The sequence below is a fragment of the Paraburkholderia translucens genome, from assembly GCF_020881035.1.
Classification (GTDB): Bacteria; Pseudomonadota; Gammaproteobacteria; order Burkholderiales; family Burkholderiaceae; genus Paraburkholderia; species Paraburkholderia translucens.
Genome location: NZ_JAJITC010000003.1, coordinates 101090 through 127200, shown reverse-complemented (window position 1 = coordinate 127200; position 26111 = coordinate 101090). Strand labels below are relative to the sequence as shown.

Below are 26111 nucleotides of genomic sequence, written 5' to 3'. Positions count from 1 at the left end.
CTCACTGGCCGCCTTGCGCGAAGCACCACGGACGACGCGCAGCGGTCCGCTCCAGCCGAAGCGATGAGCAACCTTGGCTGCTCACCTTGCGCCATCGCCGAATGACGAACCGCTGCCTTTTTCCTGGCCGCCCTGGTCCCTCGATAAGCCTTCCTGATGCCGTTAATTTAGACGCATTGGAGGCTTTCGAGGAGAGCGCGTTTACACCGAATCGGCAGAGGATTCTCGCGGCCGCCGGATGGCCGGCCCGTCATATCACCCGAAAGCCGTGGGTGCCGTCGCGTGCGAGTTGCGCGACGAGCCCATGCTCCCACTCCAGATACGCGCTCATCGCCTCGCGCGCGTTGTCGGTGCCTTCATACGGCCGCTGATAACGGTCGATGCGCGGCGACGCCATGCGCGTGCCGCCCGACTCGACCGGCAAGCCCGCGTCGATCCACGCCATCGTGCCGCCGCGCAATACCTGCACCGGCCGCCCGGTCGCCTCGGCGAGTTCCGGCGCGACGAAGCGCGCGAGCACACCGCCGTCGCACGTGAGCACATAGCGCTTCGCGTCGGGCAGGATGCGCAGCGCGTCGGCGAGCTGGCTGCGAATCACGAACCACGCGCCCGGAACGTGCCGCTTCAGGTAGCTCGTGCTGTTCGCGAAATCGAGCACCACGGTCCCCGTCGATTGCAGAAGCGCGGCGAGCTCGGCCGGAGCGATCTCGTCGACGTCGGGCGGCGCGACCGCGTTGCGCGCGAGCGGCGCCACACCCTTCTCGGCGAAATCGGCCGCCGTCAGGCCATCGACCACGTACACCTCGACGTTCATCTGCGCGAGCCACGAAGCGGTCATGTTCGCGCGCACGCCGTCGCTGTCCGCGAGGATCACGCGCGCGCCACGCACCGGCACGAACCGGTCGGTCTCCTGCACGAGCTGGCCGCCCGGCGCACTGCGAAAACCGGGCACGTGGCCCGCCTCGTACTCCTCAGGCATGCGCACGTCGAAGCGATACACCGTGCGCACCGCTTCGTCAGCCCAGCGACGCGCTTCGTCGCGCGAGGTGCGGTGCACACGCGCACGATCGGCAACCGCGCGCGCGCCCTCCGCAGCGGCGAGTCGCGAGGCGTCGTCGACGGCGCCTTCGGCGCGCCGCGCCCCGCCATGCGCGAGCGGCTGACCGGCGAGCGTCCAGCCCATCGTGCCGTTGCGCAGCGCCGCGACCGGATTCGGCACGCCCGCGTTGATCAGCGACTGCGCACCGATGATGCTGCGCGTGCGTCCCGCGCAATTGACGATGATGCGCGTGGCTGGATCCGGCGCGAGCTGCCGCGCGCGCAGCACCAGTTCCGCACCGGGCACACTGATGCTGCCGGGAATGTTCATGGTCTGAAACTCGTCGAAGCGGCGCGCGTCGAGCACCACGACATCGGCGTCGCGATCGAGCAGCGCCTGCACCTGCTGCGCGGACAGCGATGGCGTATGACGCACGCTGTCGACCAGTTCGGCGAATGCCTTGCTCGGCACGTTGACGTCCCTGAACAGCTCGCCGCCGGCTTCGCGCCAGCCTTGCAGGCCGCCTTCGAGCAACGCGACGTGGGTATAGCCGAGCGCGCCGAGGCGCTCGGCCGCGCGCCTCGCGAGGCCCTCGCCGGCATCGAGCACGACGATCGGCACCGCGCGGCGCGGCAGCCGCGCTGGCGCGTCGAGCTCGAGCCGCGACAGTGGCAGATTGGCGGCGAACAACGGATGACTGCGCGCGTGCGGATCTTCCTCACGCACGTCGAGCAGTGCGATCTCCTCGCGGGCGAGCAAGGCGTGGCACACGTCTTGGAATGATCGGGTATGAAACTCTTTGACGACATTCATGGGATCGGGAACTCCTTCGCTTTCATTCCAGAACTCCGGTAACGGCTCGCGTCACCGTGTCGATAATTCAACCGTACTCTCGAATGCAGATTGGCGCACGGTCACTCGCTGGATTGCTTATACCCGCGCAAGGCGAATGCGAAACACCGCGGCGCGAACATGCCAGCGGGTGCAATTTCCGCGCCACGAATCGTTGCCGCGCTCCGCGCAAACCCTTCGGCCGATGTGGACATCGCCTTGCCGCCAGCAGAAAAGCCGCCGCTTTGCCACAATGCCGCATCGCGCGAAAGCGCCGCCCACTGCAATCAACCCACAATGATCTCCTTCTCGGTTCTCGATCTTTCACCGGTCACCGCGGGCGCCACGCCGGCGGACGCGTTCAGGAACACACTGTCACTCGCCCAGCACGCGGAAACGTTGAACTACAAACGCTACTGGCTCGCCGAGCATCACAACATGCCCGGCATCGCGAGCGCGGCGACCTCGGTCGTGATCGGCTACGTGGCAGGCGGCACGAAGACGATTCGCGTCGGCTCCGGCGGCATCATGCTGCCGAACCATGCGCCGCTCGTGATCGCCGAACAGTTCGGCACGCTCGCGTCGCTGTATCCTGGGCGGATCGATCTCGGCCTGGGCCGCGCGCCCGGCACCGACCAGACCACCGCCCGCGCGCTGCGCCGCGACCTGCAGGCGAGCGCCGAAACCTTCCCCGACGACGTCGTCGAGTTGCAACGCTATTTCGCGGAGCCGGTCGAGGGCCAGCGGATTCGCGCGGTGCCGGGTGCGGGCCTGCAGGTGCCGCTGTGGCTGCTCGGCTCCTCGCTGTACAGCGCGCAACTGGCCGCGGCGCTAGGCCTGCCGTTCGCGTTCGCGTCGCACTTCGCGCCCGATTACATGATGAGCGCGCTGCAGGTGTATCGCTCGCAGTTCCGGCCGTCCGCGACGCTCGCGAAACCTTATGCGATGGTCGGCGTCAATCTGTTCGCCGCCGACACGCACGACGAAGCCGCGCGTCTTTTCACCTCGCTGCAGCAGCAGTTCATCAATTTGCGGCGCGGCACGCCGGGGCAATTGCAGCCGCCGGTGGAGCGGCTCGACGCATCGGAGATCGAGCTGAACAACGTCGCACGGGCGCTCGCCTGCACGGTGCTCGGCGATCGCGACGCAGTCCGCGAAGGTCTGCGATCGATCATCGAGCAGACCGGCGCGAACGAATTGATGCTGACCGCGCAGATTTACGATCACGAAGCGCGGCTGCGCTCGTTCGAAATCGGCGCGCAGGTGCGCGATGAATTGGCGGCGGGTAAATAAGCGGAAAGCGAATCGATCGGCCGGCACGGTAACGCACAAAAGAAGGGCGGGTCATGGGCAACCGCCCTCGTCTTTTGCACCGATCTGCACCAGGCGGGCCGAATGCACCCATCACCAGCGCGGACGAGGCCACCGACAGCAGATTGGGGCCTGGGGACGTACGGCAACAAATGAAGTCCAGATTCCCGGGGGTCAGCCTGAGACTTGCGCCGTCCCTCGCTTCTCCCGCAGAAAGTCGATGAGCGCGCGCAGCTTCGCGGGCATCTGCGCGCGTCCCGCCGTGTAAAGGTAGAAGCCCGGAAACGAAGGGCACCACATTTGAAGCACCGGCACGAGCCGCCCTTCGTCCAGTTGCGCACGCACGTAATCGTCGATCACATGCAGCAAGCCGACGCCTCGTTCCGCCGCCTGCACCATCGTCCTCAGATCGTTGGTGACGAGGCGGCCTTGCGTGATCACGTCGAACACGCGCTGGGGCTCCTCAGGTCGCACGAACTCCCATCGATACACCCCACCCGTCGCGAAGCCGTAATGCAGGCAGTCGTGCGCTGCGAGGTCATCAGGCGTCGCTGGCGGCGGATGGCTCGCGAAGTAGTCCGGCGACCCGACGACCACGAGCCTTATCGGCCCGCCCAGCGCCACCGCGACCATGCCCGGCGCAAGACTCTCGCCCAGCCGGATGCCGGCGTCGAAGCCTTCCCCCACGAGATCGGCGAAGCCGTCGTCGAGTGCGAGTTCCAGCCGGATCTGCGGATAGCGCTGCAAGAACTCACTGACATGCGGCATCACCAGCAACTCGCTCGCGATGCGCGACAGGTTGATGCGCAAGGTACCCGCCGGCAAGCCGCGGGTTTCGTCCAGCGCGTCGAAAGCGGCGTCGATTTCAGCCAGCGCCGGCTGCACACGCGCCAGGAACTGAGCACCGGCTTCGGTCAGGACGACGCGGCGCGTCGTCCGATTGAAGAGGCGCACGCCCAGCCGGACCTCGAGCGCACGCACACTCTGCGAAAGAGCCGATGTCGACATGCCCGCGGCACTCGCGGCGCGCGTGAAGCTGCCGTGCCGTGCGACCGCCGCGACGGCCAACACGGCAGGCAAGGAGGATGCGTCCATCGCGGCTCCATTGTGAAGGCTTGCTTCATAGTGCTTTCAGGTGAAGCCGATTTTTCCACAAAAAGAACCGGCGCAAGATGAAGTCATCGCTTGCCCACCTCCCAAGGAGACAGCCATGACACTCGACCACTACACCCTGCTCGGCCGCTCCGGCCTGCGCGTGAGCCCGATCTCGCTCGGCACGATGACGTTCGGCACCGAATGGGGTTGGGGCGCCGACGAAGCGGCCGCGCGGCAGCTGTTCGACCTATACGTCGACGCAGGCGGCAACTTCATCGACACGGCCGACCTCTACACCGAAGGCACGAGCGAACAATGGGTCGGCCGGTTTACGGCGGCGCGTGGACTGCGCGAGCGGCTCGTGATCGCGACGAAATACTCGTACAACGCGCAGCCCGGCAACCCGAACGCGGGCGGCAACCATCGCAAGAACCTGTTGCGGGCGCTGGAAGGCTCGCTCAGGCGGCTCGGCACCGACTACATCGACCTTTATTACCTGCACACGTGGGACCGTATGACGCCCGCCGACGAAGTGATGCGCGCGATGGATGACGCCGTGCGCGCGGGCAAGATCCGCTACGTCGGGCTTTCCGACGTGCCCGCGTGGTATGCCGGGCGTGCGCAGACGCTCGCGGACTGGCGCGGCTTCGAACCGGTCGCGGCGATGCAACTGGAGTACTCGATGATCGAGCGCAACGCGGAACACGAATTCGCCGACCTCGCGACGAGCCTCGGGATGGGGCTCGTGGCGTGGAGCCCGCTCGGCATGGGTGTGCTGTCCGGCAAATACCGTCCGTCACAGGGCGCGCAACATCCGACCGACGTCACGGGCAGCGGCCGTTTGCAGACCGTCGGCGACAAGCCGCCGCCCGGATTCGACAAGCTTTCGGCGCGCAATTTCGCCATCGTCGCGGAGTTGGAGGCAGTCGCGCGCCTTGCGAACCGGCCAATGGCGCAGGTGGCGCTGAACTGGCTCTACCAGAAACGCGGAGTCGCGAGCATCATCGTTGGCGCGACGAAGGCGGCGCAACTCGAGGAGTCGCTCGGGGCTCTCGATTTCACGCTGGCGCCGGAACTGGTTGACCGGCTCGACGCAGCCTCCGAGCCGCCCCACCCTTTCCCGTACTACATGTTCGCGGACGCTCATCAAGCACGCATTCATGGACAAGTCGAGGTAGCCGCGCAACCGCCGAACCATGCCCGCTCGCAGCGCGTGCCAGCGCCGCAGCCGACCGCGAAGTAGCGACACGATGAGCCTCAGGGAACACCACGGCGGCAGAAACAACGACCTGCGCCCTGGCCTACGGGACGTCTGTCATCGTGACGACGATCTTGCCTTTGGCACGTCCCGACTCGAGCTTGGCCATGGCGTCGGCGATGTGCTCAAAAGAATGCACGCTGTCGATCACCACCTCGAGCGCATTGGCGTCGACGAGGCGGCCGAGTTCGGACAGGTCAGGGCCGCTCGGATGCATGAAGAGATAGCGGTAGCGCGCTCCGTGCCGGCGCGCGCAGCGTCTCAGCGAAAAGCTTCCAATCCAGAACAGCGCCTGCAATCCCGGCCCGCGTCCGGGGCCGTTCGACGCTGCATCCGGTTCGGGCATTCCGGCGACAGAAACGACGGTGGCGCCCGGCCGGACAATGGCGAATGCCTGCTTGAGCGTGTCGCCGCCGAGCAGGTCGAATGCGCCGTCGAATCCCGAGAGAACCGATGCGGGCCGCTCGCGCGTGTAGTCGATGACGAGGTCGGCGCCAAGCTGTCGAACGAGCGCTTCTCCACGCGGCGACGCGGTCGTGGCAACCTGGGTGCCGAGGCGCCTGGCAAGCTGTATGGCGAAAGTGCCTACGCCACCCGCGCCGCCGGAGATGAACAGCCGCTGTCCCTTCGAGACATGCAATTCATCGCGCAGCGCCTGCAGCGCGGTGAGCCCGGCAACCGGAATAGCCGCGGCAGTTGCAAAGTCGATGCTCGCGGGTATCACGGCTGCGAGCTCTTCGTCGACGACGGCGAACTGGGCGAACGCGCCCATCGTGTCCCTGGCAACGCATGCGAACACGCGCTCGCCGACGCGAAACCGGCGCACCTGGTCACCACACGCAACGACCTCGCCTGACAGATCGTTCCCGAGCACAACCGGTAGCCGGTAACGCTGTACGACTCGCAGATCACCCCTGCGCGTCTTGAAGTCCACAGGGTTCAGGCCCGCGGCGCGAACGCCGACGAGCAGTTGCCGTGAAGAGGGAGCGGGCACGGGAACATCTTCCAGACTCGTGCACTCCGGGCCACCGTACGTCTTGAGTACGAAAGCCCGCATCCGACGACCCACGATCTTCGAGGTCGTCATTGGGCTGTATGGAATGCGGGTCGCTCCACGGCGCACGGCATACCCGCGCTCATGCGCCGCTGCCGTACGGCCGGGTGATCACTTCGAGATAGTGGCCGTCAGAATCGTGAAAATAGACGCCGCGCCCGCCATCGTTGTGATTGATCTCGCCCGGCCGGTGCCCCCTCGGATCGGCCCAGAATTCCAGTCCACGATCTTTGATGCGGGTGAACACGGCGTCGAAATCAGCTTCGCTGATCAGGAAGGCGTAGTGCTGCGGCTGGATCTTGCCTTCGACTTCGGCGAAGTCGAGCGAGACACCGTTGTCCAGCTCGACGACGTCGAAGTGGCCGAAGCGACCCGGCGCTGGCCGGCCCAGCATTTCGGCCAGAAACCTGGCTGAGGCGCTCTGGTTCGAGCACCAGACGATGGTGTGATTGAGTTGCGCGACCATAACGAGGGCTCCGGAGGCTTGGGAAGAGAGCGATTTGAGTGTAGGTCGCCTCCGGACCGACTACAGCATGTCCGCAAGTGGTCCTCCGGAAATCCGCGAAGGACCAGACAGCCCTTTCACGGATTTCGGTCGAAAAGCGAATGCCGTTAAGGTTTATTCGATGCCCGCTTCACTCCCATTATGTGAGCACGCGACGAATAACCCTTAGCGACCACGCTCCGAACAGCCCTGATCGATTTTTGATTGCGCTGAATATTCGTAAGGCATAAATGACCACGAAATCCGATGCGCGCTTCTATTCCAAGGATTGATACAGGTACTTACAAAACGTTACAATCTCGCGGGCCAACTGGCAGCATCGCGGGAGATCACGCGCGGGTTGGTTGGTTGCCGCAGCACCATAAAATTCCTCGAATAAAAGGATAAAACTAATGTCAGTCGGGTTTAAGAAAAGCGTGTTTGCTGGTTTGATCAGTGCTTGCCTGTTGGCGGCATGTGGCGGCGGAGGCGGTGGTACTTCGGCGTCAAATCCAGGTTCAAATTCAAATTCAGGTTCCGGTGCCGTAGGCGTTATTACCTCCACTAACGCTCAGGACGCTGTGGCATATGCGTATTCCGGGGTGCAGGACTTAGGCACTCAAAGTAGTACCGGAGCATCGCTGGCAACCGGGGTGTCCGTAGAGACCCCGACCGCTGGCCTGATTACAGCCTCGCTCGCACAGCTTTACAAGGGTCTTGGTGTACAACCCGTCAATAACCTCGTAGCCGGTGTAACGACCTCGGCAGCAAGCGCATGCGCAAGCGGAGGGACAATTTCGGTATCCGTTACCGCAGCGAATCCGGGGATAGTCAGCAACGGCGACAGCATGACGATTACCGCCAATAGTTGCTCGGAAAATGGCGAGGTAATAAATGGCCAGCTCACGTATGGATTTAACAACCTCTCTGGCACAATTGGCTCCAGCACCCAATGGAGTGCCACACTCACCCTTAACTATAACAATCTGACATTGCAAAGCGGCGGCATCACTATCGCTGCCAACGGCGATATGTCACTCGGCTACAGCCAAACTGATTCCCAGCACGCCACTGCTACCGTCAGTGGATCGTCGCTCCAGATGAACCTGACGCAGAGCAATGGAACCGTCATTAGCCGCAAGCTGACGGCTTATAGCTTTAACGGTTCGATCGCTGGCACCACTAACACCTCCAGCGCAAACTTTACGTTGACGGGCAGTTCGCCCACGCTTGGTAGCGTCAGCTACACGGTGAAGACCAAGACACCGTTCCAGGCTATTGGCTCAGCGAACCCGTCGGTCGGATCGATGACGGTAACCGCAAATAATAGCAGCGCCACACTCACGGTAATTGACAGCACCAATGTCAAAATCGATATCGACAGCAATGGCGACGGGGTCATTGATCAAACGATCAATACCACCTGGGCGGATTTGAATAGCCGAATTTAAGCAAAGGTTCGTGATTAATGGGCGCGTTTACGCGCCCATTTTTTATTGGCTTCCGTCGCATAAACACTTATCTTTGGCATTTCATGAGGCAATTTGTCCTATTCATCGTTTTGATCATTGCATTAGCTACTGGCAGATCGGCCTATGCGCAGTGGCAATTTTCCGGCGCGGGAGGAGTTCGGTACGCAACCACGGAAGAAGTTGATACCAACGGCAACCCGCTGGTAAAAGAGCACGGCTTTCTCCCCGGCCTGGAATTCAAGGCTAACTATCGAAAAGGAGACTGGCTCGTCACCTTGGGCGGTGAGTTTTATGGAGGCAACCTCAGCTACGACGGTCAAATGCAAAACGGAACATCGTTTTCCACGGACACGAGGACCAGACAGTTTCGCGTAACGACCGAGGCAGGCCGATATATTTCCGATGCAGTGCTACTTCTCGTGGGCACCGAATGGGACTATTGGAAGCGGGATATTCTGGGGCGAGGCGCTACACTGGGAATGCAGGAAGAATACAATTCGTGGCGATTTCTGGCTGGAGCGCAAACACGTCTTTTGCAAGCATCATGGTCAGACATCTATCTGACCGGCTTGCTCGTCGTGTCTTCCCCGGAGCATCTCGAAGTGAACTTCGATAACCAGTTATTTGACCAGGCAAACCTGACGACCAAAGCGGCAATCGGCGCACGGTTCGCACTCGAAGTGCGGCCAAAAGCATATTCCAACGTCAGTGTCGAGAGTGATTTCGAATGGATGCGGGTTGGCCGCAGCGGTGATGCGATATTGACTAAAAATGGCTCTCCGGTCGGGACCGTAGCACAACCGGAGCATGTACGTAAAGCGATTGGTATAAAAATAAAATATCGTTTTTAACTGATTCACGATTCAGGGCGAATGCAAGCAAGTTGACTCGTGTCTGCAAGGGGCCTCGCCAGAGATTCGCGGAGAAAACCGCCAAATCCCTCAGGCAATTTCGCCTGACGTTGAACGAAGCGGGAGTACGGTGACGGGACAAAAATCAGTTTGAACGCTCAGCGATTCCCCGGCACCGCCGCCAACCCATCGAGCAAAGCCTTATGAAACGCGTCCGGATCCTGCATCTGCGGCGCGTGCCCCAGATCCGGGAATTCGACGAGCGTCGCATGCGGAATCGCTTTCGCGGCGGCGCGGCCCAGTTCCGGATAGTGGCCGAGCTTCGCACGCACCTCGGGCGGCGCGGCATCCTTGCCGATCGCAGTGGTGTCCTTCTGACCGATCAGAAGCAGCGTCGGCATACTGAGCTGCCCCAGTTCATAAACAACCGGCTGCGTGTAAATCATGTCGTACAGCAGCGCGGAATTCCACGCGACGATCTGCTTGCCCGGCCCCCGATACATGCCGGCGAGCATCTGCACCCATGGTTCGTAATCGGCGCGCCATTGACCCGCGTAGTAGGTCGCCTGTTCGTAGCGGCGGATGCCATCGGCGCTAGTCTTCAGCTCCCGCTGGTACCACTGGTCGACCGACAGCGACGGCACGCCCTTCGCCTTCCAGTCCTCGAGCCCGATCGGGTTCACGAGCACCAGTTGCTGCGTTTCGCGCGGATACATCAGCGCATAGCGAATGGCGAGCATACCGCCCGTCGAGTGGCCGACCACCGTGACGTCGCTCACGCCGAGCGACTCGAGCAGCGCATGCGTGTTGCGCGCGAGCTGCTGGAAGCTGTACTGGTAATGCTCCGGCTTGCTCGATTTGCAGAAGCCGATCTGATCGGGTGCGATCACGCGATAGCCGGCGTCGCTCAATCGGCGAATCGTCGGGTCCCATGTCGCCGAACAAAAATTCTTGCCGTGCAGCAACACCACGGTGCGGCCGTTCCCATGCGCCGGCTTTACGTCCATGTAGGCCATCTGCAACGGCACGCCTTGCGACGTGAAGTCGAAGCGTTCGACCGGCGCCGGATAGTTGAATCCTTGCAGTTCGGGACCGTAGGCCGGGCCGGCATCGTCGGGCGCGGACGCGGTCACGGCGGCCGGGCTCGCCTCGCTCACCGGCGTCGCGGCCAGAGCGACGGACGCCGCGCACAGCACGGCGCCCGCGCACAGACTCGACAGGGCATGCACGAATGGGCGGTGAAGTTTCATTGCGAGGTTCTTCTGGAAAAAACGCGACAGGGAACGGACGAGGCCAGGAGCGCACGATTCTACGACGCGCCGCCGAACTCCGGCGCCAGTCCCGCACGGCGGGACACGGCGCGCGGCCGCGGCAATGTGGCATGGGTATTGCGGCAGCTTGGATTGCGCACCGTCCGACCGTAACCTCGTGCTCTATGTGCTGCGCCGCACCGATCATCGTGCGCTAACAGCCGATCGTTCGAGGGGGGTCCACCACGCGGCCCGCTGAATAAACACGCCTCGCTCGCGTCCAATCGGTGCTAGAACTGACTGACGGGCCCGCGAAAACGCGTAGCGAACAAGCGGCGACGCGGCACGACTGCCGCGCAGCACGAAACATCGGCGCAGGGATAACGACCAGATCACCCGGGGTAGAACAATCGAGCAACCATCTTGCATGGGATCGGAGCAAGCACTGATGCGCTGACTCCGGTCGACAGGAGACAACCATGAGTACTCCGGCACGGCTGAACGACTTGCAGCGCACTACCCTCGCGATCGTCCTCGCAGGCGGACGCGGCACTCGCCTCGGGCCGCTCACGAACAAGCGCGTGAAACCGGCGGTGCACTTCGGCGGCAAATACCGGATCATCGACTTCGCGCTGTCCAACTGCCTGAACTCCGGCATCCGCCGCATCGCGGTGGTCACGCAGTACAAGGCGCATTCGCTGCTGCGTCATCTGCAACGCGGCTGGAGCTTTTTGCGCGGCGAGATGGGCGAGTTCATCGACCTGTGGCCCGCGCAGCAGCGGGTCGAAGGCGCGCACTGGTATCGCGGCACCGCCGACGCGGTGTTCCAGAACCTCGACATCATCCGCTCGATCCATCCGAAGTACGTAGTCGTGCTCGCCGGCGACCACATCTACAAGATGGACTACACGCGCATGATCGCCGATCACGCCGACAGCGGCGCCGACTGCACGGTCGGCTGCATCGAGGTGCCGCGCATGGACGCGGTCGCATTCGGCGTGATGGCGGTGGACGAAAACCGCCGCGTAACCGGCTTCGTCGAAAAGCCGGCCGACCCGCCCGCCATACCCGGCCGCCCGGACACGGCGCTCGCGAGCATGGGGATCTACGTGTTCAACGCCGATTACCTGTACGCGTTGCTCGAAGAGAACATCGCCGCGCTCGAGACCGATCATGACTTCGGCAAGGACATCCTGCCGCGCGTCGTCACCCAGGGCGTCGCGATCGCGCATCCGTTCAGCATGTCGTGCGTATCGTCGGACCCGAGCGTCGAGCCGTACTGGCGCGACGTCGGCACGATCGACGCGTACTGGGCCGCGAACCTCGATCTCGCCTCGACGATCCCGACGCTCGACCTCTACGACGAGACCTGGCCGATCTGGACGTACCAGGAGCAGTTGCCGCCCGCGAAGTTCGTGCGCGACATGAAGGGGCTGCAGGGCTCGGGCAACAATCTGATCGTCTGCGGCGGCTGCGTGATCTCGGGCTCGCAGATTTCGCGCTCGGTGTTGTCGTCGAACGTGAAAGTGAGTTCGTTCTGTAACATCAATGAGGCAGTCTTGCTGCCACAGGTGATGGTCGGTGCGAGCTGCCGCCTGCAGAAGGTGGTGATCGACCGTGGCTGCACGATTCCCGAAGGCACGGTGATCGGCGAAGACCCGGCGCGCGACGCCGAGCGCTTCTATCGCACCGACGAAGGCGTCGTGCTGGTCACTCAGGAGGCGTTGCGCAAGTCGCAGAAGTAGCGCCGGCCTGCCCTTTGTCCGCGCCTGCGGCGCCAGCCGCCGGCCACGCTTTGCCCGATCAACCCTGCCATCCCGACCGAGACCCGGCCTATGACGATTCGCGCCCTGCACGTCGCAAGCGAGCTGTATCCTCTCCTCAAAACGGGCGGTCTCGCCGACGTCGCGGGCGCGCTGCCGTCCGCGCTGATCGAGCGCGGCGCCGACGTGCGGGTGCTGCTGCCGGGATTTCCGGCCGTGCTCGCCGGCCTCGGCGACCTGCAAACGGTCGCGCAGCTGGGAAGCCGTTTCGGCGCGCCGGACGTGACGCTCGAGCGCGGCACGCTGCCCACGAACGGCCTCACCGTCTATGTGATCAGCGCCGCGTCGCTGTACGACCGGCCCGGCAACCCGTATCTGAACGATGAACACGTGCCGTACGGCGACAACGCGCAGCGTTTCGCGCTGCTCGGCTGGGTCGCCGCGCAACTCGCGCAGCAGCTCGACCCCACGTGGTCGCCGCAGATCGTCCATGCGCACGACTGGCACGCGGGACTCGCGCCCGCCTATCTGAAGGCCGCCGAACGCGAGCATGGCCGCGCGCCGGCGCGCAGCGTGTTCACGATCCACAACCTCGCCTACCAGGGGATTTTTCCCGCGCATCAGTTCGGCCTGCTCGGCCTGCCGCACGATTTCTTCAACATGCGCGGCGTCGAATTCTATGGACAGCTATCGTTCCTGAAGGCCGGGCTCTACTACAGCGACCGCATCACGACGGTCAGCCCGAACTATGCGCGCGAAATCCAGACGCTCGCGCACGGCGGCGGGCTCGACGGACTTCTGCGCCATCGCGCGCACGATCTGAGCGGGATCCTCAACGGCGTCGACTACACGGTATGGAATCCCGCCACCGACGCGCTGCTCGCGACGCATTACAGCGCCTCGCGGCTGGCCGGCAAGCTCGCCTGCAAGGAAGCGCTGCAAAAACGCTTCGGCCTCGCGCCGCGCAGCGACGCGCTGCTGTTCGGCGTCGTCAGCCGGTTGACCGAGCAGAAGGGCCTCGACCTGCTGCTCGGCGCGGTGCCCGAGATCGTCAAGCGCGGCGGCCAGCTGGTGGTGTTCGGCACCGGCGATCCGGCGCTCGAAACCGGCCTCAAGATGGTCGCGCAGGCGCATCCGGAATCGGTCGCGGTCGAGCTCGGCTTCGACGAAGCGCTCGCGCATACGATCATCGCCGGCAGCGACGTGGTCGCGGTGCCGTCGCGCTTCGAGCCGTGCGGGCTCACGCAACTCTATGCGCTCGCCTACGGGTCGCTGCCGCTCGTGCACAGCGTCGGCGGTCTCGCCGATACGGTCGCCGACGCATCGCTCGAAAACCTCGCCGACGATCTCGCGACCGGCTTCGTGTTCGAGCGTTTCGATCCGAAAGGACTCGCCGCGGCGATCCGGCGCGCCTTCGCGCTCTACGGGCGCCGCACCGAATGGAAGGCCACGCAGCGGCGCGCCATGCGCGAGGACTTCGGCTGGGGCGCGTCGGCGGAGCGCTATCTGGCCTTGTATCAGGAGCTGGTCTGAAGCGTCGGCGGCGCGCGGATTGTCAGGTTCCGCGAATCTCCGCGCGCATTTGATGGTTCGGCGCAACAACACGGGGCCGGATCAACTCGCGGCGGCCAATCTCCTGTATTGTTGGCTGACTTGCCGGTGATGCAGTTCGTGCGTTTTTCCTGCACCATCTGTGTCAGGCATGTCTGCCGCGCGGCGCCCGGGCCATCGTCCCGCCCGCGCGAGCCCTTCCTTCCCGCTTTGTTGATCGCGCTGGACCGGTCGCGCGAGCCTTACCATGACGAAAAACGTTTTGAGCATTCAGTCCCATGTCGTGTTCGGTCACGCCGGCAACAGCGCGGCCGAGTTTCCGATGCGCCGGTTGGGCATCAACGTGTGGCCGCTCAACACCGTGCAGTTCTCGAATCACACGCAATACGGGCACTGGAGCGGTAGCGCGATCGACGCCTCGCAGATGGAAGAGCTCGTCGAGGGCATCGGCGCAATCGGCATGCTGCCGCGCTGCGACGCGGTGCTCTCGGGCTATCTCGGCACGACCGAACAGGCGCAGGCGGTCATCGAAATCGTCAGGGCGGTGAAGGCCGCCAATCCGCGCGCCTGGTACTTCTGCGATCCGGTGATGGGCGCGGCGGGCGGCTGCAAGGTCGAGCCGGGCATCCAGGAATTCCTCGTGCGCGAGATGCCGCGAGTCGCCGACGCGATCGCACCGAATCACATCGAATTGCAGCGCCTCGTCGGCCGCGAGATCGAGACGCTCGAGGAAGCGGTGGCCGCGTGCCGCGAGGTGATCGCACGCGGGCCTAAGCTCGTGCTCGTCAAGCATCTGCTCGATCGCAACAGTCTCGCCGACCGCTTCAACATGCTGGTCGTCACCGAGCGCGAGGCGTGGATGGGACAACGCCCGCTCTATCCGTTCGCGCGCCAGCCGGTCGGCGTCGGCGATCTGACGAGCGCGGTCTTCGTCGCGCGCACGCTGCTCGGCGATTCGATCCGCTCGGCCTTCGAGCACACGCTCGCCGCGGTGAACGCCGTCGTGAAGACGACCTGGCTGGCCGGACGCTATGAACTCGAACTCGTGGCGTCGCAGAACGAAATCGCGCAGCCGCGCGAGTGGTTCGATGCGTGGGTCGCGGAGACGGCTTAGGTCACTTGGGGCCCGTTCACGCCAATAGCGGGCTTGTGCTGGCCGCCGTCCTATAATGCGTGCCGCGCCGCGACGGGCTTGCGCCCGCGCCGCGCGGCAATTTACAGCATCCGGCATTCAGCAGACGAGGCATCGATGGACGGTCATATCCGCAGCGAGCGGGAAGAATTTTTTGAACAGTTGTGCATGAGCGTCGACGCGGACGAAGCGCACGAACAGGAAGCGATCGAGTTCTTCGAGGACCAGTTCGGCCAGCCCGACTTCGATCCCGCGCAATGGCTCGATATCGCGCTCTACTATTCGCTGGCGGTGGCGCGCGGCATCGTCGACATGGTGACGGCCGACGACAAGGCGCGCAGCAACATCGCCGAAATCATCGCCGACAACCTCGACATCTCGTACGGCGAGGACGAGTGCCAGCAGTTCGCCGAGACGATCGAATTCGCGCTGAACAACGGCGTGCCGGTCGATCTCGACGTGGTGCTCGACGGCTGCCAGCGCGCGATCGACGATCTCGACACATGGGCCGACGAAGACACCAAGGCGCCGCTCCAGCGTCTGCGTGAAGAACTGCTGCGCCAGCAAGGCGGGCGCTAGGCGGAAGACTCCGCCTTCCCCCGCAACACCGCAACACCGCACCTCCCGCCGGCGCGCTCGCGCCGGTTTCTCAAGCATATGCGGCAATCGGCAGCCATGGCGGCGCTCCGCGCGGCACGCCTGGTTGTCTCCCGCCCACACGCTTTATAGGCACTTCGCGCACAGGTCGCGGCCTGTGCCGAAATGCTCATCCAAAACGCCACGAATTGCCAAGACGACGGCAATTTGGCTTTCTATATTCCCGCCAGAATCACGTGTCCTACCGCCTGGCTGTTTTGCCGTTTTCATAACAACCGTCGATGCAAGGAGAGACCATGAGTCTTCGCAACACGCTGAAACCCTTGAGCCTGCTCGTGGGCGCGATGTTCGCCGTCGCGCCTGCCGCCAGTTTCGCCGACGACTTGTCGGTCAAGATCGGTTTCGCCGCGCCGCTGACGGGCGCCAATGCCGGCTACGGCAAGGATCTGGAAAACGGCGTGCGGCTCGCGATCGACGAAGCCAACGCGCAGAAGATCAAGATCGGCGACAAGGTCGCGCACTTCGAGATCGTCTCGCAGGACGATCAGGCCGACCCGCGCGTCGGCGTGCAGGCCGCGCAGAAGCTGGTCGACTCGGGCGTCGCGGTGGTCGTCGGGCACTTCAACTCGGGCACGACGATTCCGGCCTCGCAGGTCTATGAGCAGGCCGGCATTCCGGTGCTCGACCCCGCCGCGACGAACCCGATCATCACGGGCCGCGGCTTCGCGAACACCTTCATGGTGATTTCGACCGATGCGCAGAACGCCGGCAACGCAGGCGTCTATGCGGTCGACGTCACGAAGGCCAAGCGCATCGCCATCATCGACGATCGCACCGCGTTCGGCCAGGGCGAGGCCGACGAGTTCGAGAAAGCCGTGAAGGCGCATGGCGGCACGATCGTCGCGCGCGACTACACCGACAACCATGCAGTCGACTTCAGCACGCAGATCACCAAGTTCAAGGGCGCCAATGCGGACCTCGTGTTCTTCGCCGGCCTCGACAGCCAGGCCGCGGGCTTCGCTCGGCGCATGAAGCAGCTCGGCCTGAACGCACAGCTGGTCGGCGGCGGCGGCGTGATGGACGAGGACTTCATCAAGCTCGCGGGCGAAGCGTCCGACGGCGCGATGGCCTGGGAATACGGCCGACCTCTCGCGGAGCTGCCGGGCGGCAAGGACTTCAACGCCAAGTTCAAGAAGCGCTTCGGCGCGGACGTGCTGTCGTACGCGCCGTTCGGCTATGACGGCGCGTGGGTCGCGATCAGGGCGATGCAGCAGGCCAAATCCGACTCGCCGAACGTGTACCGTCCGGTGCTGAAGTCGATCGATTACGATGGCGTGACCGGCAAGATCTCGTTCGACAGCACCGGCGCCTTGAAGAGCGGCGCCTCGACGCTGTATCAGGTGAAGAACGGCGCGTGGGTGCCGATCGTGACGAAGAGCGGCACGTAAGCGCGAACTCCGGCCAGGAGAGCGGCCCTGCCCGGCTTGCGGCCGATGCGGGGCCCGCTTCTATCTCACGCTCACGGACTTGACGACCAGCTCGGCATCCAGATCGCGCTCGATGCGCACGAGGTCGTCGTGAATCGCCGCGAATTCGCTTGCGGTACACATCTGATGCCCGAACGCGGCGCGCAGGTGCCGGCTGACCTGCAAGGTGCGTGTCTGAGGATCGAAGACGTAGCGTGACGCGAACGTGAGCAGCGGGTCCTCGACCAGGCTGTCGGCCGGCAAGTCCGTCACGCGCACAAAGCGCGGCAAGCTCAGTTCCAGGGTTTCATCGAACTCCCCGCCGATGCAGGTCCACGGCTGCGTTCTGACGGGTTCCGCCAGCCACGCCTCGACCTGCGAGTTCATGCCGCCGGCGAGGCTCGTCAGGGCCGGCACCGCAGTCGTGCCGTCCGGCCAGACAAGGTGCGGCACGCGGCCTTCCGTCGATGTCGCAAACGCGCCGGCGGTCGCCCTCACGTCCTCGGTCTCCGACTGCGCAGTGCCGTGCAGGCCCGTTTGCAGCAGACGGCTCGCGGCAATCTGCTGCGCGCCCTGGCGCGTCGCGCGCCGGAACCTGTTGCGCTCGAGCTCGGCAGGAAAGCCCGCATCCTCGACACGATATGCGTAATGCCCGGTGCCGTCGTCGTCGATGTCGATCTGCAGGCGGGCGTTGCGCTCGCGCGGTTGCGTAGCCGGCGTGCGGGCGAGCACGCCGTCGTCGACCAGCAGCACCGGCCGGTCCATCACGCCGCCCGGCAGATAGCCGAACTCGGTGCCGCCCGCCGTCGTGTCCGCGAATTGCGCCAGTTCCGGGATCCAGATGATCGCGTGATTGATCGCGCTCGCGCCGTAGCCCGGCACATCGGGCAGCGAGTAGTACGGGCCGAGATTGAGCAGCACGGGTTCGCTGCGAATACCGGTCGCCGCGAGCAGCGCGCCGTATAGCGCGACGTGGTCCTTGCAGTCGCCATAGCGGTTGCGCAGGATGTCCGCCGCCTTGTGCGGAATCGCCGCCGTCTCGCCGAGAAACAGCGCGACGTAGCGGATGTTGAGCCGCATCCAGTCGTAGAGCGCGCGGGCTTTGTCGCGAGGATCGGTGAGACCTGCCGTCAGTTGCTGCGCCAGCGCGACGATCGCGGGATCGTCGCGGGTCGCGTCGCTGTCGGCGGGACCGCGATAGCGCGCGGCGAAGCTCGCGAAGTCCGGCACCGTCGAGACCATCAGCCGGTCGCCCCAGTTCGCATAGCCGACCGCGCCCGCTTCGTGCCGCGCATACGGGCCGTGCCGATAGTCGAACTCGTAGCGGGTGCGGCCGTTCGCGCTCACGGGCGGCAGCGCGACGTAGCCGCGCGCGTCCGTATAAAGCGGCACGTCGGCCGGAAGATCGAAGATCAGGCGCTGCTCCTCGACCGGCTCGAGCGACGGTTCGACCAGATAAGCGAAGGTGCCCGCCTGCAGCGGCTTCGCGCGCGTCTTGCGAAACGCGAGATGCACGCGCGAGCCGACCTGGACGGCGGGGAAGATCACGGTGCGCAACACGCCGTCCTCGAAGCTCGGCGCGCCGGCCGAGCGCGGCTCATCCACGTCGCGGATCGCCTCGGGACCGACGATGTGCCTGGTGCCGTCGGGGTCGATGGTTTCGGCGGCCAGCAGTTGCACCTGCTCGATGTCCTTGTTGAACCACACGTAGCGCTGCGCGATATCGTCGATGCCGCTGGCCGTATCCGCGCGCATCACGGTGTCGTCGTGTTCCTCGACGGAACCGTCCTTCTGGATCACGAACAGGTGAACGTCGCGCTCGATCGTCGAGGGGACGCGCTCGCCTGCGGCGCAGCGCAGGGGAAAGGCGATGGCGCTGGCGATGGCGGCGCATAGTGCGGCAAGCAACGCGGCACCACGCATGCGCCGCGCGAGCCCGCTCCCGCCGATCGGCGTGTGCGCCAACGTGACGACAATGTTCCGCAAGATCGACCTCGGCCAGGTTCGTGTCGTGCTTCCAGCACAGTACCGTCACTCGCTGTCGTCGAGCTGACTGAGCAGCGCCTGCAGTTTTTCCACGTGCCTGAGCAGCATGTTCCGATGCTTGTCGATCTGTTCGAGGCGGCCCGCGAGATCGGCCTGAATGCGGTCGTCGAGTTCGGCCGCGGCCATCACGTCCTCGACTTTCGCGCGCATCGACGCGAGCTCCACCGGCGCATGCAGCAGATGCCGCTCGAAGCGCCGCACTTCCTGCGTGGCGAGATCGCGCACCTTGCGAAAATGCGCGTGACGGCGGTGCGCTTCGACATCGAGCGGTTGTTCCTCGATGCGACGCGCGGGCTGCGGCTGCAAGAAAATCGGCTCGGGCCGCAGCACGGTCTTCTTGCGCACCGGATGCGCGGTGCCGCGAAAGCGCGCGAGCGGCTGCTCGTTGTCGATCGCCTCGCGCGCATTCGGCGGGATGTCGGGACCGGTGTGCAGCACGTCCATCCACCCGCCCGGCAAGCCGGTAACGGCCTCGACGCCGCGCACGAACTCCTCGCTGAACTCGCGCTGCCCGGACAGCATCAGCTTCAGATAGCTTGCGGAAAAGGTCATCATGCGCGCGAGCCGGGTCGCGGCGCCGACCTCGCTGGTCAGCAACACCAGGTTCGCGCGCCAGACTGGCAGCAGCAATTCGTCGGAATCTTCCATCGCTGGGTCTTCCATCTTTTCGCCTGATGAACCGATGACCGCCATGTCATCGTTCTGAAAGAGTCGTCGCCTCGCGGTTGACGTGCAATGCCGTACGACACACCGCGTGTTGCATTGATACACGTATTCGCGCGCCGTTCCTATCCGTGACGGCGCGATGTGGCATGCTTATGCGCCATTGCGGCACGCGTGGTGCCGCAATGGTTGCTCCACAACACTGACTGAAACCGCGTCCAATGGGCGCGGCGCACATCAAAAAGCCCCGCATTCGCGGGGCTTTTTTTCATGGCGCACCGCGTCGTGAAACAGCCGGCGCACGATCACGCCGCGCGCGCCAAACGCTCAAACCATTCCATATGATCGCGCCAGCATGCAATCACGGACACATGCTGTTACACCTTTGCTTCGACGCGCGCGAGAGCCGTCGTCACCAGTGCTTCGAGCAGCGGCGCGACCTTCGCGGCGAGGTTTTCATCGTACGCATAGGGCCGTTGCTCTTCCATGTAGGTGATCTGCGACAGTTCGAGTTGCACCGCATGCACGCCCTGCCCGGGCTGCCCGTATTGCCGCGTGATATAGCCGCCCTTGAAGCGGCCATTGGCGACCGCCGTATAGCCGCCGTGGCGCTCGACCAGCGCGGCCAGTTCGTCGGCCATGCCGGGCGCCGCGCTCGCCCCATTCGCGGTGCCGAAGTTGAAATCCGGCAGACGTCCGTCGAAAAACCGCGGCACGCGCGAGCGGATCGAATGCGCTTCCCACAGCAGCACCTTGCCGTGCTTCGCCTTGAGCGCCGCGAGCTCGCCGGTGAGCGCGTCGTGATACGGCTTCCAGTAGACGTCGCGACGGCGCGCGATTTCGGCGTCGCTGGGCAGGTGGCCGTCGAGATAGAGCGGCTCCTTGTCGAAGGTATCGACCGGCAGCAGGCCCGTGGTGTCCTGCCCCGGATACAGGTTCGCGCCGTCGGGCGGGCGGTTCAGGTCGATCACGTAGCGCGCGTAGGTCGGTGTCAGGATCGACGCGCCGAGGCGTTTCGCGAATGCATACAGGCGATCGAGATGCCAGTCGCAATCGTCGGTGCGTTGCGCGAGGGGCGTCATCGTCGCGGCGATGTCGGCGGGGATTTGCGTGCCCAGATGCGGGATCGAGATCAGAAGCGGCAGGCTTCCCTGATGCAGCGAGAAAACCGGCGTGAGGTTCGACGCAGTCATGTCAGTCCAGAATCGGGGGATCGGAGAATCGGTTCGGCGGGTCATGGCGTTATTTGAGCAGCTCCACGAGCGCCGTGCGATAGCGCGCATACGCGCCCTCTTCGTCTCGATGCCTGCGATCATCGACGACCTTGACGCCGCCTGCATAAACATCGCGGATCGGCGTCTCGCCATGCTCGCAGAAGACGACGCCCGACAGCCACGCCTGCGGCGCATGTTCGGCGATGCTCGAATGCTCGGCGTCGAGCACGAGCCAGTCCGCGCGATGGCCCGGCAGCAACGCACCGACCGCGCGGCCGGTCGCACGCGCGCCGCCGTCGAGCGCGGCCGCGTACAGACCATCCGCGACATGCGGGGCTCGCGCCGAGGCCAGCACGTTGCGCTGCCGGCGTGTCAGACGCTGGCCGTATTCGAGCAGTCGCAACTCGGCACGCCAGTCGACGCCGATATGGCTGTCCGAGCCGACGCCGATGCGGCCGTGCGCGGCGAGATAGTCGTGCGCGGGAAAGATGCCGTCGCCGAGATTGGCCTCGGTGCTTGGACACAAACCCGCGACCGCGCCGCTCTTCGCGAGCGCGAGCGTTTCGTTCGCATCGACATGGGTGGCGTGCACCAGACACCAGCGGCCGTCCACATCGAAACGATCGAGCAGCCATTGCACCGGCCGCGCGCCTTCGGTTTCGAGGCATGCGTCGACTTCGGCGGTCTGTTCGGCAATATGAATATGCACGGGCGCGCTGGCATCGATGCCGCCAAGCAACGCGCGCAACGACGCCTGCGGCACCGCGCGCAGCGAATGCGGCGCCACCCCGTAACGCCGCGCGGTGTTTTCGGGTCGCGCCGCGCGCAGCGTACCGAGCAGATCGAGCAGGCTCTCCGGCGTATTGACGAAGCGCCGCTGATCGTCGCGCGGCGCACGCGCGCCGAAGCCGCTGAACTGATACAGCACCGGCAGCATCGTGATGCCGATGCCGCTCGCCGATGCCGCATCCACGACCCGTTGCGCAAGCTCGGCCTGATTCGCGTAGCGCCGGCCGTCCTGCGCGTGATGCACGTAGTGGAACTCGCACACCGACGTATAGCCGGCCTTCAGCATTTCGATGTAGAGCCACTGCGCGACGCTCGCGAGACCTTCCGGTGTGATGCGCGCGGCAAAGCGATACATCAGGTCACGCCAGGACCAGAAGTTATCCGTGGCGTTGGCGCGATATTCGGTCAGCCCCGCCATCGCGCGCTGAAACGCGTGCGAGTGAAGGTTCGGCATGCCAGGCATCAGCGGGCCCGCCGCTTTCGGCACACCCGGCGGCGCTTCGGGTCGATCCGGCGTGACCGCGCTCAGCGTGCCTTGCGTGTCCCATTCGAGCAGCACGTTACGGCGCCAGCCGTCGGGCAGATACGCGTGAGCGGCGAACAGCGATTGATTGGATTGCGTCATCTATCTGGCTCTGGTTCAGGTCGCACTCGACTCGCGCCGCGTATAAACGGTTTCGCCCGCGCGCACGACGCGCGCGCACAAAGGCCGGCCAATCCAGTAAGCAAGCTCGGCCAGCGAATCCACCGACCACACCGCGAAATCGGCCGCGCGACCGACTTGCAGCGCGCCGTGCTCGCCGGCTTTGCCGAGCGCGCGCGCCGCATGCGCGGTGACGCCTTGCAGCACCTCCGGCACGGTCATGCGAAACAGCGTGCTCGCCATGTTCATCATCAGCAGCAACGAAGTTGCGGGCGAGGTGCCCGGATTGCTGTCGGTCGAAAGCGCGATCGGCACCTCGTAGCGCCGCAGCAGTTCCAGCGGCGGCAACTGCGTCTCGCGAATGAAGTAGTACGCGCCCGGCAGCAGCACCGCGACGGTGCCCGCTTCTTTCATCGCGGCGACGCCGGCTTCGTCGAGAAACTCCAAATGATCCGCCGACAGCGCGCGGTGCCGCGCCGCGAGCGCCGTGCCGCCGCCGTTCGACAACTGCTCGGCGTGCATCTTGACCGGCAACGCGTAGCGCGCGGCGGCGTTGAAGACGCGCTCGCTTTGCGCCAGCGAAAAACCGATGCGCTCGCAGAACACGTCGACCGCATCGACGAGGCCCTCGTCCGCGAGCGCGGGCAGCATCGTGTTGCAGACTTCGTCGATATACGCGTCTGCGCGGCCCGCGAATTCAGGCGGCAGCGCATGCGCGCCGAGAAACGTCGTATAGACCGTGACCGGATAGCGCTCGCCGAGTTGCCGGGCGACGCGCAGCATCTTGCGCTCGCTCGCGAGGTCGAGGCCGTAGCCGGATTTGATTTCGATTGCCGTCACGCCGTCGGCGAGCAGCGGTTCGAGCCGGGCCGCGGCTTGCCGCAACAACGACGCTTCGTCCGCCGCGCGCGTCGCGCGCACCGTCGACAGAATGCCGCCGCCCTGCCGCGCGATTTCTTCGTAGCTGACACCCGCGAGACGCTGTGCGAATTCGTCCGCGCGCTGGCCGCCGTACACAAGGTGCGTATGACAATCGATCAGGCCCGGCGTCACCCACGCGCCGCGCAGATCTTCGCGCGGCCATCCGGCGTATTGCGCGGGAAGTTCGGCAGCCGCGCCGAGCCACGCGATGCGGCCGTCTTCGACCGCGATCGCGGCATCGGCAACGGTGTGGCGAGGATCGCCCTGCGCACACAGGTTCAGGTGATGCCAGAGAGTTTGCTTCATCGCGTGTAGTGAATCGTGATCGCGAGCACCGCGCCCTCGCCCGCCAGTGCGCAGGCTAGCGCGTTCGGCCCGTCGATGCGCAGCGTGTCGCCGCTGTCGAGCCGCACAGCCTGCGCGTGCTCGGCGGCCAAGGGGACCGTGACCGTGACCGCGCCGCTCGCGCAAAACAGCAGCACCACGTCGCCGTCGAGCGAGCGCGGCGCATCGGCCTGGCCGCCAGTGCGCCACACGTCCATTTCGCCCTGCGCCACGTCGCGCCGAACCATCAGGTTGAAGTCGCGCGTCGCGCCGTCGACGAGCCGCGCGTCGATGCGCGTCTCGCCGCTAAAGCGCGCGATGTCGAGCGGCTGCCGCAACGCCTGCGTCGCGACCACGCCCGCGTCGCCGATCTCATCGAGCAGCATACCCGCGCCCGAGAGCAATACGAGCGTCCGCTCGACGCCGTCGAAGCGCGAGAACGGCCCGGCCTGCTCGACATCGGCGACGCTCACGCGCCACAGGAAGTCGCTGCCCGCCGCGCCCTGCCCGCTGCCCGGCGGCGGAAACGCGGCCACCTCGCGCGTGAGCCCGCCGCCGTTTTTCCACGGCGCCGCCACGAGGCTAGCGCCGCGAATCAGCGTGACGCTTGCCATGCCGCCCGCGTCGTTGACAACGCGCACGATCAGCGGCCCAGCATCGGCAGATTCAGGCCAACTTCGCGCGCCGTTTGCTGCGCGAGTTCATAGCCCGCATCCGCGTGACGCATCACGCCGGTCGCCGGGTCGTTCAGCAGTACGCGGCCGAGGCGCTGGTGCGCGGCTTCGGTGCCGTCCGCGACGATCACGACGCCCGCGTGCTGCGAGAAGCCCATGCCGACGCCGCCGCCGTGATGCAGCGACACCCACGACGCCCCGCCTGCCGTGTTCAGCAGCGCGTTGAGCAGCGGCCAGTCGCTGACCGCGTCCGAGCCGTCCTTCATCGATTCGGTTTCGCGGTTCGGGCTCGCGACCGAACCGGTGTCGAGATGGTCGCGGCCGATCACGATCGGCGCCTTCAATTCGCCGTTTTTGACCATTTCGTTGAACGCCTGGCCGAGACGATAACGATCCTTCACGCCGACCCAGCAGATCCGCGCGGGCAGACCCTGGAACGCGATGCGTTCGCGCGCCATGTCGAGCCAGTGATGCAGATGCGGATCGTCGGGAATCAGTTCCTTGACCTTCGCATCGGTCTTGTAGATATCCTCGGGATCTCCCGACAGCGCGACCCAGCGGAACGGCCCCTTGCCTTCGCAGAACAGCGGACGGATATACGCGGGCACGAAGCCCGGGAAATCGAACGCGTTTTCCACGCCCATTTCGAGCGCCATCTGGCGGATGTTGTTGCCGTAGTCGAGCGTTGCCGCGCCGCGTTCCTGCAGCGTCAGCATGGCTTGCACCTGCCTCGCCATCGACTGCCTGGCCGGCGTGACGATGCTTTGCGGGGCGGTCTTCTGACGCTCGCGCCAGTCCTCCACCGTCCAGCCTTGCGGCAGGTAGCCGTGAATCGGGTCGTGCGCGCTCGTCTGATCGGTCACGCAGTCCGGCGTGATGCCGCGCGCGACGCACTCGGCGAACACGTCGGCGGCATTGCCGAGCAGACCGACCGACACCGGCTTGCCGCTTTGCTTCGCTGCTTCGATCATGGCCAGCGCTTCGTCGAGCGTCTTCGCTTTCCGGTCGACGTAGCGCGTTTTCAGACGGAAGTCGATGCGCGTCTCGTCGCATTCGACCGCGATCATCGAGAAGCCCGCCATCGTCGCCGCGAGCGGCTGCGCGCCGCCCATGCCGCCGAGACCGCCAGTCAGGATCCAGCGGCCCGCGGGCTCCCCGTTGAAGTGCTGGTTCGCGACCGCGAAGAAGGTCTCGTAGGTGCCTTGCACGATGCCCTGGCTGCCGATGTAGATCCAGCTGCCCGCGGTCATCTGGCCGTACATCATCAGGCCCTTGCGATCGAGTTCATGGAAATGTTCCCACGTCGCCCAGTGCGGCACGAGGTTCGAATTCGCGAGCAGCACGCGCGGCGCGTCCGCGTGCGTGCGGAACACGCCGACCGGCTTGCCCGATTGAATCAGCAGCGTTTCGTCTTCGTTCAGGTCCTTCAGCGACGCGAGGATCTGGTCGAAGCACTCCCAGTTGCGCGCGGCGCGGCCAATGCCGCCATACACGACGAGCGCGTGCGGATGCTCGGCGACTTCGGGGTCCAGATTGTTCTGGATCATCCGGTACGCGGCTTCCGCGATCCAGGTCTTGCAGGTCTTGTGCGCGCCGCGCGGTGCGCGGACCGTGCGGCTCGGATCAAGACGCGGATCGACGGGTTTCGGATCGTTCATGGTGTCCCTCGGGAGGCGTGAAGAG

General features: G+C 65.1%; 21 protein-coding genes. 9 read left to right on the top strand and 12 right to left on the bottom strand.

Going from position 1 to position 26111, the window contains the following annotated elements:
- Positions 1 to 250: 250 nt before the first annotated feature.
- On the bottom strand, positions 251 to 1852 hold the full coding sequence (locus LJ655_RS06190; protein ID WP_230560385.1) for a rhodanese-related sulfurtransferase: 1602 nt from the start codon (positions 1850 to 1852) through the stop codon (positions 251 to 253).
- Between the two features lie 315 nt (positions 1853 to 2167).
- On the opposite strand from LJ655_RS06190, the gene LJ655_RS06185 reads away from it, so the two are divergent.
- On the top strand, positions 2168 to 3163 hold the full coding sequence (locus LJ655_RS06185; protein WP_230560384.1) for an LLM class flavin-dependent oxidoreductase: 996 nt from the start codon (positions 2168 to 2170) through the stop codon (positions 3161 to 3163).
- A gap of 192 nt (positions 3164 to 3355) precedes the next feature.
- Here LJ655_RS06185 and LJ655_RS06180 read toward each other — a convergent pair whose 3' ends face one another.
- Positions 3356 to 4276 (bottom strand): LysR family transcriptional regulator, encoded by a 921-nt coding sequence (locus LJ655_RS06180; RefSeq protein WP_230560383.1) that lies wholly within the window; start codon positions 4274 to 4276, stop codon positions 3356 to 3358.
- A gap of 115 nt (positions 4277 to 4391) precedes the next feature.
- Between LJ655_RS06180 and LJ655_RS06175 the strand changes: the two genes are divergently transcribed.
- Complete coding sequence (locus tag LJ655_RS06175; RefSeq protein WP_230560382.1) at positions 4392 to 5519, top strand: aldo/keto reductase; 1128 nt, start codon at positions 4392 to 4394, stop codon at positions 5517 to 5519.
- A gap of 58 nt (positions 5520 to 5577) precedes the next feature.
- Here the strand turns inward: LJ655_RS06175 and LJ655_RS06170 are convergent, their stop codons facing one another.
- Together LJ655_RS06170 and LJ655_RS06165 are read right to left on the bottom strand one after the other, a co-directional pair.
- Complete coding sequence (locus tag LJ655_RS06170; RefSeq protein ID WP_230560381.1) at positions 5578 to 6528, bottom strand: NADP-dependent oxidoreductase; 951 nt, start codon at positions 6526 to 6528, stop codon at positions 5578 to 5580.
- A 142-nt stretch (positions 6529 to 6670) separates the two neighbouring features.
- Positions 6671 to 7054 carry a VOC family protein gene (locus LJ655_RS06165; protein ID WP_230560380.1) on the bottom strand — a complete coding sequence of 128 codons (384 nt, stop codon included), beginning with the start codon at positions 7052 to 7054 and terminating at the stop codon, positions 6671 to 6673.
- A gap of 431 nt (positions 7055 to 7485) precedes the next feature.
- On the opposite strand from LJ655_RS06165, the gene LJ655_RS06160 reads away from it, so the two are divergent.
- Positions 7486 to 8523 (top strand): hypothetical protein, encoded by a 1038-nt coding sequence (locus LJ655_RS06160; RefSeq protein ID WP_230560379.1) that lies wholly within the window; start codon positions 7486 to 7488, stop codon positions 8521 to 8523.
- A 17-nt stretch (positions 8524 to 8540) separates the two neighbouring features.
- The gene (locus LJ655_RS06155) at positions 8541 to 9395 is read left to right on the top strand and encodes a hypothetical protein (RefSeq protein ID WP_230560378.1); all 855 of its coding nucleotides are present in this window, start codon (positions 8541 to 8543) and stop codon (positions 9393 to 9395) included.
- 158 nt (positions 9396 to 9553) lie between these two features.
- Here the strand turns inward: LJ655_RS06155 and LJ655_RS06150 are convergent, their stop codons facing one another.
- Positions 9554 to 10645 (bottom strand): alpha/beta fold hydrolase, encoded by a 1092-nt coding sequence (locus tag LJ655_RS06150; protein WP_230560377.1) that lies wholly within the window; start codon positions 10643 to 10645, stop codon positions 9554 to 9556.
- A gap of 479 nt (positions 10646 to 11124) precedes the next feature.
- Here LJ655_RS06150 and glgC point away from each other — a divergent pair, with 479 nt between their 5' ends.
- From glgC to LJ655_RS06125, 5 genes are all read left to right on the top strand, one after another.
- Positions 11125 to 12390 (top strand): glucose-1-phosphate adenylyltransferase, encoded by a 1266-nt coding sequence (gene glgC, locus LJ655_RS06145; protein ID WP_230560376.1) that lies wholly within the window; start codon positions 11125 to 11127, stop codon positions 12388 to 12390.
- Positions 12391 to 12480: 90 nt separating this feature from the next.
- Positions 12481 to 13941 carry a glycogen synthase GlgA gene (gene glgA, locus LJ655_RS06140; RefSeq protein ID WP_230560375.1) on the top strand — a complete coding sequence of 487 codons (1461 nt, stop codon included), beginning with the start codon at positions 12481 to 12483 and terminating at the stop codon, positions 13939 to 13941.
- 265 nt (positions 13942 to 14206) lie between these two features.
- Positions 14207 to 15073 (top strand): pyridoxal kinase PdxY, encoded by an 867-nt coding sequence (gene pdxY / locus LJ655_RS06135; protein ID WP_230560374.1) that lies wholly within the window; start codon positions 14207 to 14209, stop codon positions 15071 to 15073.
- Positions 15074 to 15208: 135 nt separating this feature from the next.
- Complete coding sequence (locus LJ655_RS06130; protein ID WP_230560373.1) at positions 15209 to 15670, top strand: hypothetical protein; 462 nt, start codon at positions 15209 to 15211, stop codon at positions 15668 to 15670.
- A gap of 314 nt (positions 15671 to 15984) precedes the next feature.
- Positions 15985 to 17136 carry a branched-chain amino acid ABC transporter substrate-binding protein gene (locus tag LJ655_RS06125; RefSeq protein ID WP_230560372.1) on the top strand — a complete coding sequence of 384 codons (1152 nt, stop codon included), beginning with the start codon at positions 15985 to 15987 and terminating at the stop codon, positions 17134 to 17136.
- 60 nt (positions 17137 to 17196) lie between these two features.
- On the opposite strand, the gene LJ655_RS06120 is transcribed toward LJ655_RS06125, so the two are convergent.
- The 7 genes from LJ655_RS06120 to hutU all read right to left on the bottom strand — a co-directional run bounded on the left by LJ655_RS06120 (position 17197) and on the right by hutU (position 26086).
- Positions 17197 to 19140 (bottom strand): DUF3857 domain-containing transglutaminase family protein, encoded by a 1944-nt coding sequence (locus LJ655_RS06120; protein WP_230560371.1) that lies wholly within the window; start codon positions 19138 to 19140, stop codon positions 17197 to 17199.
- A 45-nt stretch (positions 19141 to 19185) separates the two neighbouring features.
- The gene (locus LJ655_RS06115) at positions 19186 to 19848 is read right to left on the bottom strand and encodes a hypothetical protein (RefSeq protein ID WP_230560370.1); all 663 of its coding nucleotides are present in this window, start codon (positions 19846 to 19848) and stop codon (positions 19186 to 19188) included.
- A 392-nt stretch (positions 19849 to 20240) separates the two neighbouring features.
- A complete protein-coding gene (gene hutG, locus LJ655_RS06110) occupies positions 20241 to 21056 on the bottom strand; it encodes an N-formylglutamate deformylase (RefSeq protein WP_230560369.1) in 816 nt (271 codons plus the stop codon).
- A 49-nt stretch (positions 21057 to 21105) separates the two neighbouring features.
- Entirely contained in the window at positions 21106 to 22491 is a 1386-nt protein-coding gene (locus LJ655_RS06105) for a formimidoylglutamate deiminase (RefSeq protein ID WP_230560368.1), read from the bottom strand.
- Positions 22492 to 22506: 15 nt separating this feature from the next.
- Positions 22507 to 23736, bottom strand: coding sequence for an imidazolonepropionase (gene hutI, locus LJ655_RS06100; protein WP_230560367.1), 1230 nt, complete (start codon positions 23734 to 23736; stop codon positions 22507 to 22509).
- A complete protein-coding gene (locus LJ655_RS06095) occupies positions 23733 to 24368 on the bottom strand; it encodes a HutD/Ves family protein (protein WP_230560366.1) in 636 nt (211 codons plus the stop codon). Before LJ655_RS06095 ends, hutI begins: the two co-directional genes overlap by 4 nt.
- A 29-nt stretch (positions 24369 to 24397) precedes the next feature.
- Positions 24398 to 26086 carry a urocanate hydratase gene (hutU, locus tag LJ655_RS06090; protein ID WP_230560365.1) on the bottom strand — a complete coding sequence of 563 codons (1689 nt, stop codon included), beginning with the start codon at positions 26084 to 26086 and terminating at the stop codon, positions 24398 to 24400.
- Positions 26087 to 26111 lie beyond the last annotated feature (25 nt).

Coding starts and splice junctions, on each gene's coding strand:
- LJ655_RS06125 (WP_230560372.1), top strand. CDS start 15,985: ATGAGTCTTCGCAACACGCTGAAACCCTTGAGCCTGCTCGTGGGCGCG.
- glgA (WP_230560375.1), top strand. CDS start 12,481: ATGACGATTCGCGCCCTGCACGTCGCAAGCGAGCTGTATCCTCTCCTC.
- hutG (WP_230560369.1), bottom strand. CDS start 21,056: ATGACTGCGTCGAACCTCACGCCGGTTTTCTCGCTGCATCAGGGAAGC.
- LJ655_RS06115 (WP_230560370.1), bottom strand. CDS start 19,848: ATGGAAGATTCCGACGAATTGCTGCTGCCAGTCTGGCGCGCGAACCTG.
- LJ655_RS06150 (WP_230560377.1), bottom strand. CDS start 10,645: ATGAAACTTCACCGCCCATTCGTGCATGCCCTGTCGAGTCTGTGCGCG.
- LJ655_RS06130 (WP_230560373.1), top strand. CDS start 15,209: ATGGACGGTCATATCCGCAGCGAGCGGGAAGAATTTTTTGAACAGTTG.
- LJ655_RS06175 (WP_230560382.1), top strand. CDS start 4,392: ATGACACTCGACCACTACACCCTGCTCGGCCGCTCCGGCCTGCGCGTG.
- LJ655_RS06190 (WP_230560385.1), bottom strand. CDS start 1,852: ATGAATGTCGTCAAAGAGTTTCATACCCGATCATTCCAAGACGTGTGC.
- glgC (WP_230560376.1), top strand. CDS start 11,125: ATGAGTACTCCGGCACGGCTGAACGACTTGCAGCGCACTACCCTCGCG.
- hutI (WP_230560367.1), bottom strand. CDS start 23,736: ATGAAGCAAACTCTCTGGCATCACCTGAACCTGTGTGCGCAGGGCGAT.
- LJ655_RS06180 (WP_230560383.1), bottom strand. CDS start 4,276: ATGGACGCATCCTCCTTGCCTGCCGTGTTGGCCGTCGCGGCGGTCGCA.
- LJ655_RS06155 (WP_230560378.1), top strand. CDS start 8,541: ATGGGCGCGTTTACGCGCCCATTTTTTATTGGCTTCCGTCGCATAAAC.
- pdxY (WP_230560374.1), top strand. CDS start 14,207: ATGACGAAAAACGTTTTGAGCATTCAGTCCCATGTCGTGTTCGGTCAC.
- LJ655_RS06160 (WP_230560379.1), top strand. CDS start 7,486: ATGTCAGTCGGGTTTAAGAAAAGCGTGTTTGCTGGTTTGATCAGTGCT.
- LJ655_RS06105 (WP_230560368.1), bottom strand. CDS start 22,491: ATGACGCAATCCAATCAATCGCTGTTCGCCGCTCACGCGTATCTGCCC.
- LJ655_RS06185 (WP_230560384.1), top strand. CDS start 2,168: ATGATCTCCTTCTCGGTTCTCGATCTTTCACCGGTCACCGCGGGCGCC.
- LJ655_RS06165 (WP_230560380.1), bottom strand. CDS start 7,054: ATGGTCGCGCAACTCAATCACACCATCGTCTGGTGCTCGAACCAGAGC.
- LJ655_RS06095 (WP_230560366.1), bottom strand. CDS start 24,368: ATGGCAAGCGTCACGCTGATTCGCGGCGCTAGCCTCGTGGCGGCGCCG.
- hutU (WP_230560365.1), bottom strand. CDS start 26,086: ATGAACGATCCGAAACCCGTCGATCCGCGTCTTGATCCGAGCCGCACG.